This window comes from Curtobacterium sp. S6 (assembly GCF_000710345.2).
Lineage (GTDB): Bacteria > Actinomycetota > Actinomycetes > Actinomycetales > Micrococcaceae > Rothia.
The window spans coordinates 277,309-288,804 of sequence record NZ_KL537415.1; the positions used below are offsets into that span (position 1 = coordinate 277,309).

The 11,496-nt window shown below is 64.7% G+C and carries 10 protein-coding genes; 5 read left to right on the forward strand and 5 right to left on the reverse strand.

The window, feature by feature from the left end:
- Positions 1 to 2 precede the first annotated feature (2 nt).
- A complete protein-coding gene (locus CURSPS6_RS12165) occupies positions 3 to 917 on the forward strand; it encodes an aldo/keto reductase (RefSeq protein WP_030016590.1) in 915 nt (304 codons plus the stop codon).
- Between the two features lie 142 nt (positions 918 to 1,059).
- Here CURSPS6_RS12165 and CURSPS6_RS12170 read toward each other — a convergent pair whose 3' ends face one another.
- Positions 1,060 to 2,517, reverse strand: coding sequence for an MFS transporter (locus CURSPS6_RS12170; RefSeq protein ID WP_030016595.1), 1,458 nt, complete (start codon positions 2,515 to 2,517; stop codon positions 1,060 to 1,062).
- A gap of 375 nt (positions 2,518 to 2,892) precedes the next feature.
- Between CURSPS6_RS12170 and CURSPS6_RS12175 the strand changes: the two genes are divergently transcribed.
- Positions 2,893 to 3,078: a YegP family protein gene (locus CURSPS6_RS12175; protein ID WP_030016596.1), complete on the forward strand. Its 186-nt coding sequence runs from the start codon at positions 2,893 to 2,895 to the stop codon at positions 3,076 to 3,078.
- Between the two features lie 184 nt (positions 3,079 to 3,262).
- Positions 3,263 to 4,084 (forward strand): trimeric intracellular cation channel family protein, encoded by an 822-nt coding sequence (locus CURSPS6_RS12180; protein WP_030016598.1) that lies wholly within the window; start codon positions 3,263 to 3,265, stop codon positions 4,082 to 4,084.
- Between the two features lie 83 nt (positions 4,085 to 4,167).
- Here CURSPS6_RS12180 and CURSPS6_RS12185 read toward each other — a convergent pair whose 3' ends face one another.
- A complete protein-coding gene (locus tag CURSPS6_RS12185) occupies positions 4,168 to 4,680 on the reverse strand; it encodes an asparaginase (protein ID WP_051688014.1) in 513 nt (170 codons plus the stop codon).
- 453 nt (positions 4,681 to 5,133) lie between these two features.
- Here CURSPS6_RS12185 and CURSPS6_RS12190 point away from each other — a divergent pair, with 453 nt between their 5' ends.
- Positions 5,134 to 6,543 (forward strand): MFS transporter, encoded by a 1,410-nt coding sequence (locus tag CURSPS6_RS12190; RefSeq protein ID WP_200910962.1) that lies wholly within the window; start codon positions 5,134 to 5,136, stop codon positions 6,541 to 6,543.
- Positions 6,544 to 6,666: 123 nt separating this feature from the next.
- Here CURSPS6_RS12190 and CURSPS6_RS12195 read toward each other — a convergent pair whose 3' ends face one another.
- Together CURSPS6_RS12195 and CURSPS6_RS12200 are read right to left on the reverse strand one after the other, a co-directional pair.
- Positions 6,667 to 7,080 carry a ChaB family protein gene (locus CURSPS6_RS12195; RefSeq protein WP_030016604.1) on the reverse strand — a complete coding sequence of 138 codons (414 nt, stop codon included), beginning with the start codon at positions 7,078 to 7,080 and terminating at the stop codon, positions 6,667 to 6,669.
- Between the two features lie 2 nt (positions 7,081 to 7,082).
- Positions 7,083 to 8,534 (reverse strand): carboxylesterase family protein, encoded by a 1,452-nt coding sequence (locus CURSPS6_RS12200; protein WP_051688015.1) that lies wholly within the window; start codon positions 8,532 to 8,534, stop codon positions 7,083 to 7,085.
- A gap of 149 nt (positions 8,535 to 8,683) precedes the next feature.
- On the opposite strand from CURSPS6_RS12200, the gene CURSPS6_RS12205 reads away from it, so the two are divergent.
- Positions 8,684 to 10,138, forward strand: a complete 1,455-nt coding sequence (locus tag CURSPS6_RS12205) for an amino acid permease (RefSeq protein ID WP_051688029.1) — start codon at positions 8,684 to 8,686, stop codon at positions 10,136 to 10,138.
- A gap of 78 nt (positions 10,139 to 10,216) precedes the next feature.
- On the opposite strand, the gene CURSPS6_RS12210 is transcribed toward CURSPS6_RS12205, so the two are convergent.
- A complete protein-coding gene (locus tag CURSPS6_RS12210) occupies positions 10,217 to 11,203 on the reverse strand; it encodes an LLM class flavin-dependent oxidoreductase (RefSeq protein WP_030016609.1) in 987 nt (328 codons plus the stop codon).
- Positions 11,204 to 11,496 lie beyond the last annotated feature (293 nt).

The window sequence follows — 11,496 nt, forward strand, 5'->3', positions numbered from 1 at the left end:
GAATGGGCACGGAAGAACAGGGCTTGGGCGGGGACCTGAGGCTCGGTGGCCGGTCGGTGGCTCGTGTGGGCTTTGGCATGGGAAGCCTCGGCCGCACGGAGGATTCGGCGGCCTCGCGCGACCGCGGCGTCTCGGTCCTGCGCCAAGCCTTTGACGACGGCGTGCGGATCTTCGACACGGCGCATTTTTACGGTGCGGGGCACGCGAATTCCCTGCTCGCGGAGGCGTTCGCGGGAAATCGGGACGAGGTCGTGGTGGCGACGAAGGCGGGCGCTCGAGCCACCCCCGAAGGGCCGGCACCGATGACGGCGGCCCAGCACCCCGACGAGCTGCGGGCGTCCGTCGAGGATAATCTGGCGACCCTCGCGAGCGATTACGTGGACATCGTCTACCTGCGACGCATGGATTTTCGGCCGGGACTCGTGGTCGAGGAAGATCAGATGGTCAACCTGGAGGACCAGCTCGCCGAGCTCATCGCCCTCCGCGAGGAAGGAAAGGTCCGCGGAATCGGCCTGAGCCACGTGCGCAAAGAGCAGGTCGAGGCCGCGTTGCCGGCCGGAATCGTCGCCGTGCAGAATATCTACAACCTTCTGGATCGTCGCGACGAGGGCCTCCTCGAACTTTGCCGCGATCACGACGCCGCCTGGATCCCGTACTTCCCGTTGGGCGGCGGCGGGAGCTTCTTCGGCCTTCCTCGCGTGGTCGATGATCCCGTCGTCATCGAGATCGCCCACGCAATGGGGGTGACGCCGCAACAGGTCGGCATGGCCTGGCTGCTCGAGCACTCCCCGAACACGGCGGTCATCTCCGGGACCAGCAACCCCGATCATCTTCGGGAGAACCTGTCGGCGGGGCGAATCTCGCTTGACGCCGAAGCCATGCGTCGTCTGGACACCCGGCACGTCGCTGGAGACTGACTCGGGTCCTGCCGGGACCGGCGCCGACTGAGGCTACGCTCGTTGCCTCGTCCCGGTGGACCGCATCGTAGAGCCAACGACGGAGGGCCCCGAGACGCATCAGACGATGCGTCTCGGGGCCCTCTCGCTGGAGACCGCGGGTTTAGGAGTCGGCCTTGGCCATCTCGTATTCGCGGTTCAGGTCGGCCACGTGTTCGACGGCCTCGGGCTTGGATTCCGCGGCGGGGGAGGAGCCCCACAGCGGACGTCCGTTGCTCTCCGGGGTGAAGAACAGGGCCACCAGGCCGATCGCACCGGCGATCATGAGGTAGTAGGCCGGCCACATGAGATTGCCGGTCGCTCCGATCAGGGAGCTCATGACCGTCGAGGTCGTGCCGCCGAACAGCGAGATCGAGATGTTGAACGCGATCGACAACGCACCGGCGCGGACCAGCGTCGGGAACAGCGACGGCAGCGTCGACGGCATGGTCGAGCTGAAGCAGATGAGGCTCAGGCCCATGATCAGCAGGCCGAACATCACCGTGATGTCGCTGTGGCCGCGGATCAACAGGATCGACGGCACCGAGAGGACGATCAGCGCGATCGAACCGGTGGCAATCACGGCCTTGCGCCCCACGCGATCGGACAGGCGCCCCAACAGCGGGATGGTCGCCAGGCAGACCGCCATCACGATGATCTGCAGGATCGAGGAGGTCAGGTCGGAGACCCCGCCCGAACCCTGGATATCCCTGACCGCGGTGAAGTAGGTCGGGATGTAGGAGGTCAGCATGTAGTTGGTGACGTTCCAGGCCAGGACCAGACCGACGCAGACGAGCATCGAGGGCCACAGCTTGAAGATGTTTTTGAACTCGCCCTTCTTCTTCTCGCCGGACTTGGACGCCTTCTCGGCCTGCTCGGCTTCCTTTTCCAGGGCGAGGTAGGCGGGCGTATCCGCGAGCTTGGTCCGCAGGTAGACACCCACGAGACCCAAGGGCAGGGCGACGAAGAACGGAAGGCGCCATCCCCAGCTGAGCATCTGCTCATTGGACAGCACGCCGGTCATGACGGTCGCGATGGTCGCGCCGAAGAGGTACCCGGTGAAGGTTCCGACCTCGAGGAGGGACCCGAAGAAACCGCGACGGCGGTCCGGGGCGTACTCCGAGATGAAGGTCATCGCGTTGCCGTACTCGCCGCCGGTCGAGAAACCCTGCAAGAGGCGGCAGGCCAGCAACAGGAACGGGGCCCACAGGCCGACCGTCTGGTAGCCGGGCAGGATGCCGATGGCGAAGGTGCCCAGGGCCATCATGATCATGGTCATCGAAAGAACTTTGTTGCGGCCGATCTTGTCCGACAGCGGTCCGAAGACCATGCCGCCGATCGGGCGCACGAGGAAGGCCACCGCGAAGAGGGCGGCCGTGATGATGGAGCCTAAGGCCCCATCGAGATCGGGCAGGAAGACCTTCTCGATGGTGACCTGCAGGTACGCATAGACACCGAAGTCGTACCACTCGGTGATGTTGCCGATGGCGGCAGCACCGATCGCGCGCTTGATGACGCTCGGCTTGGTGACCGTGACGTCGTCGACGCTCCAGCGCCGACGAACATTGTCGGGTCCAAACATTGCTTACAACCTTCCGTAAAGGGGGAAGTGCCCTGGCTCATGGTGCGGGCAGGGCGCGGATTCACCGTCGGATGCCGACCCTACAGCCCTTCACAAAACTATGGAGTCGCTCAAAGGCGTCCATCCGGCGATCTCGTTCGGGGTACTTTGTGTCCCTAACTAGTGAGGTTACAACGAATAAGCACCCTTATGTGTGGTCTTCGCCGCTGATCAGCGTACTTGTTATCTGTGGGCAATATCATCATGAATTTGGAATTTCTACCCACATCCGCCGGGTGGTCCTCAAAAGTTTGCCGGGGATGTATTCCCCGGCAATGTGACGTGGGTCTAGTGTCAGAGGTGTACGGATGACCGCATCCCCGGAAGGAGCCCGTCATGGCAGGAAAGTTTGAAATTTACGAGGACAAGGCCGGTAAGTTCCGCTTTCGTTTGAAGGCGGGCAACGGCGAGGTCGTGGCCAGCGGCCAGGGCTATGAGTCCCTCGCGTCGGCGAAGAAGGGCGTCGCCGCGGTGCAGCGCGCCGCGGAGGGTGCCGAGGTCAAGCACCTCGAAGAGGACTAATAGGGCGGGCCCACAACGACCCCGCGTCCAAGAGCTTCGTGGCTCTCGGCGCGGGGTCGTTGCGTGCGTCGTGCTTCTTCCACATGGTGGAGACCGGCGCGGCTCAGAACCATCGACTCATTAGGATCGGGATATCACCGCGGCCCAACAGGGGTCGCGGACGGGTGAGGCGGAGGTGCACGGGATGAACGAGTGGGATCCGAGCCTGTGGTTCCGGGTCGTGGATATCGCGGCGGTCGTGGCCAATGGCCTGCTGGGTGGGGCGGTCGCCCGGGGCTTCCGGTTCGACGTCGTCGGCTTCGTGATGCTCGCGATCCTTTCGGGAACCGGCGGCGGGCTCATTCGCGACATCCTCCTCAACACCGGCTTTCCGATCGCCCTCACGGACAGCGGATACTGGATCGGCGTGGCCGTGGCGGCGACCATCGCCTACACCTTGGATCTCGGTGCGTCCTGGGCCAACCGATTCCTCACGGCCGTCGACTTCATCGGAATGGGTTGCTGGGTCGCCACCGGTACCGCCAAGGGCCTCGGGCTAGGACTTCACTGGGTTCCGTCGATTCTTTTGGGCGTGACGACCGCCGTCGGGGGTGGCATCCTCCGAGACATCATGGTCAATCGCATCCCGTCGGTCCTCGGGGGCAGCTCGCTCTACGCCACGGTCGGGGTCATTGGCGCGGCCGAGATGGCCTTCTTCTCGCTGGTGCTCCACATGGAATCCGTGGGAATGGGCGTCTCGATCTTGACCTGCGGCGTCGTGGGCATCCTGGCGAGGTGGCGGAATTGGCAACTGCCCGCGCCGGTCACGCTCAAGGTGACCGTTCCGCGGCCCAGCTTCGACTTCCGGCGGCGACCACGGTTCCGCGCGCGCCGGGCCGGGGACCGGGGCTCTTCCGAGCCTCATTCCACCACCTCGCCCCTGACGCAGAACCTCGATCAGGTCACCGAAGAACAGGTGCGTGCCCACCGCAATCAGAAGAGGCGTCATTTCCGCGACGACCGGTGACCCGGGAGACTCCGGTAGCCTCGTGGGCCCCGAGACGGCGCCGGGCTCTGGCCTCGACGCCGTGACGGGTTACCACGGGCGGCCTATTTGCTGACGAAAACTCCGCGGGAGCGGTCTTTGGCTACGGATCCCGCCTCGAAGATGCGACCGCTCATCGAGATGTACACGCCGGGCTCCAGCAACTGGGCGGAGGCGACCGCCGCACCGAGGTTAAAGGGCGCATCCGTTAACCGCATGCAGGACGGTTGCATCGCACCGGTCAGCACGATCGTCTTACCCTCGATGGCTTCGGGGCGTTCGCGGAGGAACTCGGAGGTCTCGGGCATCGTGTCGGTTCCGTGCGTGATGACGATGCGGCGCGCATCCGTCTGTGCGAGGGCCTCCGCGATCAGCGCCCGGTGGGAATCCGTCATGTCCAAGCTGTCGATCGCGACGACGGAGCGCACCTCGGTGGTCAGATTGGTCGCCGCCTGGTCCAGGATCGGGCCGACCGTGGGCTCGTCGATCTCCATCTCACCGGCCACGGAATAGTATTTGTCGATCGTTCCGCCGGTCGTGAGGACGAGAATTTTGTCGGCGGCGCTAGGGATGGGCACGATGCTCCTCCGTTGGTGGGTCTGATGAGAGGCTCCGGGCGAAGTCCCGGGCACCGTACCAGCCTATCTGGGTCGCCGGTCACAGGCCGATCAGCGCGTTTCAGATGGTTTGCATCACAAAATGGTCTGGCAACTATCCGCATTGGCCGGACGTCCTGGTAGATTCACAAACTGTCTATGGGGCCATCGACTTGCAGTCCGTTTCGCCTTGCCAACACGGTGTGAAGGGGAGTCTGCGAGAAGTTCGTCCGGGGATTCGGACGGCGTTCACCGAGCGCCTTCGAAGGGGTCCGGTGGGTGACCACCTGGTTGCACCCCTGAAACAAGCGAGTACAGTGGCACGCGTTTGTCGAAAAAGAAAGCGTACTTATGAGTGGTTCTCGATCAGCACCATCCGCATCACCTTCACCTGCACTGACTACCGATGACATTCACGTCGTCGACCAGGCGGAGATGAAGAAGGCGCTCCGCGCGACCCTCTTGGGCAACTTCATGGAATGGTTCGACATCGGCGTCTTCGCCTATGTCATGACCTACATCGCCCTCGTCTTCTTCCCCCTGCCGGCACCGTGGGACAGCCTCGCGACCTACGCGACCCTCGCCGTGACCTTCCTGGTCCGACCGTTGGGCGGCCTGATCCTCGGCCCGATCGGTGACAAGGTCGGACGACGCAAGGTTCTGGCCTTCACGATCCTTATGATGTCCTTCGGCACCTTCCTGATTGGTTGCCTGCCGGGGTACGACACCTGGGGCATCTTCGCCCCCATCCTCTTGATCCTGCTGAAGTTCGTCCAGGGCTTCTCGACCGGCGGCGAGTACGCCGGTGCCGCGACCTTCATCGCGGAATACGCATCCGACCGCCGTCGTGGCTTCTGGGGCTCCTTCCTGGACCTCGGCTCCTACCTCGGTTTCGCGGCCGCCGCGACGCTGGCCACCGTGATTGAGGTCATCGGCGGCGAGCAGTTCATGACCGAGTGGGGCTGGCGCATCTGCTTCTGGGTTGCCCTTCCGCTGGGCATCGTCGGCGTGTACATGCGTAGCCACATCCAGGAATCCCACGCCTTCGAGGCGCAGAACGACTCCAACGACAAGCAGTCGGCCAAGGCCGGCCGCAAGTCCATCATGGACGAGCTCAAGGCCGTCATCGGGGAGCACTGGCAGCACCTGCTCATCGGTGCCGCGATGGTCATGTGCGCCCAGGTCGTCGGCTATGCCGTGACCACCTACATGCCGGAGTACCTCTCCGACGTGCTCGGATACGACACCCTGCACGGCAACGCCTTGCTCGTGCCGGTCCTGATCATCGTCTCGGTCGGTCTACCGATCTTCGGCGCCGTCTCGGACCGCATCGGACGCCGCCCGGTCATGCTGACCGGTTGCATCGTCGGCGTCGTCGGCGCGATCCCGGCGTTCCTGCTCATGATGATGGGCCACACCTGGTCCACCTTCCTGGGCCTGTTGATCATGGGCATCATCATGATGTTCCAGGTTTCGGTCCAGGCCTCGGCATTGCCCTCGCTGTTCCCGACCAAGGTCCGCTACACCGCGATGGGCATCATGTTCAACATCGCCGTGGCGATCTTCGGCGGTACCACCGGCTTTGTGATCACGGCCCTCGCCAACGTGTTCCACACGGACATGATGGGCGCGTTCTACATCATGCTCGCGTGCGTCGTGGGCGCCATCGGCGTGTACTTCATGAAGGAATCCTCCGGGCGTAACCTCCAGGGCTCGATGCCCGCGGTGGAGAACGAGGAGGAGGTCGAGGACGTTCTCGAAAACCTCGAAGAGAACGAGAAGTATGATCTCTCGACCATGCCGATCGACATCGTCAAAGACCCGCGTGTGAACAAGGGCTCCTAGCCGGTCGCCCCGGCCCGTCGTGGGTACACCCCCGTTTCGGGCTGGCCGCCGGTAGCAAAAAACGCACCGTCCTCTGTGTGAGGGCGGTGCGTTTTTTGCGTCGCGACGAAGCGGTGTTGTGGGTCAGGAACCCGAGGTTCGGCGCTGACTTTCCTTCCGAAGGGCCTCGACGAGCTCATCCTTGGACATGTCGGAACGTCCTTCGATGTCCAGCTCTTGGGCCTGCTGGTACAGGTGCTCCTTGGAAGCGTTCGCGTTGACGCCGCCGGCGCTTTCCCCGCGGCCGCGCCCCGAAGATTCGGCCCGGTCATCCGAATCGCCGTATTCTTCCTTCTCCTCCCAGTGATCCCCGACCTTTTCGTGCGTGTGCTTCAACTGCGCATAGGCCGTTTGGGAGGCGCGCTTGGCGTCGTCGTATTCGTCCATCGCGGAGTCGTAGGTCTTGGCGAAAGTGTCCTGGGCCTTGCGGTCGGACTTCTTGAGGGTTTCCGGCAATTCCTCGCGTCGGGGGTTCCCCTGGCTGTTGGTCTTGGGCATGGTCAGCTCCCGGTTGTCGTGGACGTATGGTTCAAGGTGTTCAGCTCCAGTATGCCCGGTAGCTCGTGCACCGCCGAGGATTCGAATCCCTCGCGCACGAATCCGCCCCACACGCGTCGGAGGGAGCGGCCGGCCGCTTCGATAGTGTCCGGGTCAAAGGTCTCCACAATGCGCGGGCCGGAGACGCCCGCGCCGGCGTTGTCCTCAGACTCGGTCCAAATCGGGCCGGGGAAGAGGAGCGGTAGCTCGGCGACGTGGCAACAGGACAGGGCATCATCGGGCCGGCCATAGACGAACCGGTAGAGGCCGACCTTCCCGCCCGCGTTCGCGAGACGCTGGGCCCAGATCGCGTTGTCGGCCGCGTAGATGAGCTGCGTCGTGAGCCGGATCAGCGGTTCGACGACGCCGCGGCGGCCCCAGCGCCGCCCGGCGAGCTTCTCCAGGAGGTTCACGCGGCCGGTAAACAGGGCCGATTCGCGGGCGGTCGTGCCCATGAGGACCTCGACGTTGCCTCCCACGTTCTTCCACGCGGTCTTGAGATCGCGCTCTTCCGGAAGGGGGCGCGCGCCATACTGCGGGGAGAACGGCATGAGCGACGCGCGGAGGTGAAGCGCGGCCTTTCGATTGATCACCGATTCGGCGGCGGCCAGCTCGGTGGGTGTCGCCTGACGCATCCGCCCCGTCTTCTCGGGGCCGGGGGTCACGGCCTTCCATGCCCTACGCCGCCCGTGGACGATGCCCAGCGGCGCGCTCTGCGGAATCGCGCGGCGGATCAGCCCCTTGATCTCCGGGACGAGCAGCAGGTCCCAGCAGGCATGTCCGCCGGCGGACTGACCCGCAATCGTGATGCGTTCTGGATCGCCGCCGAAGGCCTCGATGTTCTCGTGAACCCATTTCACGGCCTCGACCTGATCCAGCAGGCCGGGATTGGCCTCGCGCGTCCGGCCGTCGCCCAGGTAGCCAAAGAGGCCCAAGCGGTAGGTCACGTTGACGACGATGATGTCTTCCTCGCGCACGAGCGCCGAGGGGTCGTAGTGGGGCAGATCGCCGGCCCCACCGATGTAGGAGCCTCCGTGGATCCAGATCATGACCGGCAGGCCCGACCGGCGGTGGGCGGGCCGGGTGATGCTCAGGCGCTGGCAGTGCTCGTCGAAGCCGAGGGCCTGGATCGCGGCGTCCTCAGCCTCGAAGCGTTGGGGGCAAGCCGGCGCGGGGGTGTCTGCCGTGAACGGCTCGCTGTAGACGTGGGGCACGGGGGCGCCGAAACGTTCGGCCCTGGCGTAGCGAATGCCCAGGCCGCGCACGACGTCGTCGCCTCGCGTCGTGCGGAAGGTGCCCGCGGGAGCCGCGATCGTGTCCCACGGCCCGGGGCTCTGGCGATCGACCGCGAATGTCGCTGATCGGTCGTCGGATCCGGCTCGGGGACGTGCGGTTTCATTGCTCGTTTCCGTCATGTCTCCGAGTCTAGGAGCCGAGCCTTTGAACCAACACAGAGGATCCGGATACTTGCCGGTGACAAGGTAAGATTGCCTTCGAAACTTCTTCAAAAAAATACTGACCGATCGTTCTACAAAAGGATCGAGGTCGGGTAGTGTCGATCCACATGAGTCACACATCACACTCCACCGAAGGGGTCACGAGCCCTCCTCTCAAAGCGCCGTCGAATAACAGCCTGAAGTCGCGCCACCTCGTGATGATGGCCCTCGGCTCGGCCATCGGCACCGGCCTCTTCGTCGGCACCGGATCCGCCATCAAGGCCGCCGGTCCGGCCGTCATCATCTCCTACCTCGCCGGCTGCCTGCTCCTGGTCCTCGTGATGAGGGCGCTCGGGGAAATGTCCGCCGCCGATCCCGCCCCGGGGTCCTTCTCGACCTACGCGGGTAAGGCCATGGGTCCGACCGCGGGTCGAGCCCTCGGGTGGCTCTGGTGGATCCAGATCGTCATCGTCATCGCCGCCGAATCCACGGCCGCGGCACAGATCATCAACGAGGCGTGGCCCGTGGTTCCGCAGTGGGTTTTGGCCCTGATCTTCATGTGCGTCTTCACCGCCGTCAACCTGCTCCACGTCGAGACCCTCGGGGAGACGGAGTTCTGGTTCGCCCTGTTGAAGGTTCTTGCGGTCTTGGGGTTCCTCGTGGTCGGCGTGCTCTTGTTGATCAACGTTCTCCCCGCGCCCTCGCCCGGCCTGGACAATTTGACCGAGCACCACGGGTTCATGCCGAACGGCATCTCGGGGGTTGCCGGTGCGCTGTTGGTCGTCGTGTTCGCCTTTGGCGGCACCGAACTGGCGACCATCGCCGCGGCCGAGACGGACGAACCCGCCAAGAACGTCACCCGGGCGATCCGCACGATCTTGATCCGCGTGCTCGTGTTCTATGTGGGCGCCGTGGCCGTGATGGTCTTGGTGATGCCGTGGGACGACGAGTCCCTGTCGGCCAGCCCCTTCGTGGCGGTTCTCAACGTGGCCGGCCTTCCGGCGGCCGAAGGAATCATGACCGTCATCATCGTGCTGGCCATGCTCTCGGCCCTGAACGCGAACATGTACGGCGGCTCGCGCATGCTGTACTCGCTGGCCCGCCGCGGATCCGCTCCCAGGCAGCTCGCGGTCATCAACAAGAAGGGCGTTCCCTATCTGTCGGTCATTCTTTCGGTGATCGGCGGCTTCGTGGCCGTGGTTCTCAACTACCTGTGGCCCGAGACCATCCTGAACATCATGCTCAACGTCGTCGGGTCCACGATCCTCGCGGTGTGGACTTTCGCGCTCATCTCGCAGATTATTCTGCGCAAGCGGGCCGACCGTGAGGGGCGGAAGCTCCCCCTCAAGATGTGGGCGTTCCCGGGGCTGTCCTACTTCGCTTTGGTCTTGGTCGCCGCGATCGTCGTGCTGGGCATGACGGATCCGGCCATCCGGGTTCAGTTGTTGGCCACCGCCGCGCTGATCGTGGTGCTGGCCGTCCTGAGCAAGCTCTTGGTGAGGAACAAGGACGCCTCCGAGTTCAACGATTTGCCGCCCAACACGGCGGCCATTCAGAAGCTCGAGGAAGGCCGGGTGGACTAGACCCCCCCCGCAAGCACAAGGGACGGTCCGCGATGGCGCGGGCCGTCCCTTGTCGTTTGTGGTTGCTTCCCGTGCGGATCAGGCGCCCTGAAGGCCCCACGCGTCGGCCAAGATCTCCATCGAGCGGGCCGATTCCTCGGTCGAGGGAGACTGCAACGAAATCATCAGCTCGTCCGCCTGCGCGAGGTTGGCGAAGCGGTCCAGGTAGGCCTTGACCTCCGGTCCTGTGCCCTGGGCCGTGAATCGCAGCATGTCGATGATCTGCTGGCCGGCAGGCGACTCGACGAGCATGTCCAATTCGGCCTCGGTCAGATCCCGGCCGCGCCCGACCATGGCCTGGACCCGCTTCCTGCGCACCTTGCGCGTCTGTTCCTCGGCCTCCTCGGGGGAGTCGGCGGCGGTGACGTTGACGGCGGCCACGACGTATGGCTCCGCCAGGTGCTCGGAGGGCCTGAAGTTTTGCCGGTACGTCGAGGTCGCCTGCTCCAGGGCCGCGGGGGCGAAGTGGGAGGCGAAGGAGTACGGCAGACCCAGCTGGGCCGCGAGCTGTGCGCCGAAGAGCGACGAGCCGAGGATGTACAGGGGCACGTTGGTGTTCCGACCCGGAATCGCCTGGACTCCTTCGATCCGGGACTTCCCCTCCAGGTACCCCTGCAGTTCGACGACGTCGCTCGGGAACCGTTCCGCGTCCTGCGGGTCACGCCGCAGCGCCTGAAGGGTTCGCATGTCGGTTCCGGGTGCACGGCCCAGGCCCAGGTCGATGCGATCGGGATAGAGCTCGGCCAACGTGCCAAACTGTTCCGCGATGACCAGGGGGGAGTGGTTGGGGAGCATGACGCCGCCCGAACCCAGTCGGATGCTCTCGGTCTTCGAGGCGATATGCGAGATCAACACCGCGGGGGCGGCCGAGGAGATGCTCGGCATGTTGTGGTGCTCGGCGTACCAGATGCGGGAGAAACCGAGGTTCTCGGCCCTCTGGGCCATCTCGACCGAGCGCCGGTAGCTCTGCCGAGGGGTTTCGCCGTCGTAGACGGTTGCAAAATCAATAAGGGATAGCGGAAGCACGGGGCCACCTTTCGCGTGACGTGGGGATCTGCCAGGTGTAACGCCGGGGGCGAGGCCGCATATTCCGCGAGACCTGTGCCACATCGACGGCGGGACGCCCTCCGTGGGCGCGCGAGTTCACCCCGCGTCTAGGTGGGGTTCACGAGGCCCGGAAGCCATCCGACGGCCCTGGATCCCCGCCATTCCGGGGTTGGGGGGGTGTGTGGTGTGTTTCACGTGGTTTCGAGTTGCCGTGGTTGTTCACGTGTGTGTAAAGTCTTTTCTTGTCGCCGCGAGGTGCGGGGGACTTGTTC

Bases quoted from the DNA above. Each gene is read 5' to 3' on its own strand.
- CURSPS6_RS12175 (WP_030016596.1), top strand. From the start codon at position 2,893: ATGGCAGGAAAGTTTGAAATTTACGAGGACAAGGCCGGTAAGTTCCGC.
- CURSPS6_RS12190 (WP_200910962.1), top strand. From the start codon at position 5,134: ATGAAGAAGGCGCTCCGCGCGACCCTCTTGGGCAACTTCATGGAATGG.
- CURSPS6_RS12195 (WP_030016604.1), bottom strand. From the start codon at position 7,080: ATGCCCAAGACCAACAGCCAGGGGAACCCCCGACGCGAGGAATTGCCG.
- CURSPS6_RS12205 (WP_051688029.1), top strand. From the start codon at position 8,684: ATGAGTCACACATCACACTCCACCGAAGGGGTCACGAGCCCTCCTCTC.
- CURSPS6_RS12200 (WP_051688015.1), bottom strand. From the start codon at position 8,534: ATGACGGAAACGAGCAATGAAACCGCACGTCCCCGAGCCGGATCCGAC.
- CURSPS6_RS12165 (WP_030016590.1), top strand. From the start codon at position 3: ATGGGCACGGAAGAACAGGGCTTGGGCGGGGACCTGAGGCTCGGTGGC.
- CURSPS6_RS12170 (WP_030016595.1), bottom strand. From the start codon at position 2,517: ATGTTTGGACCCGACAATGTTCGTCGGCGCTGGAGCGTCGACGACGTC.
- CURSPS6_RS12180 (WP_030016598.1), top strand. From the start codon at position 3,263: ATGAACGAGTGGGATCCGAGCCTGTGGTTCCGGGTCGTGGATATCGCG.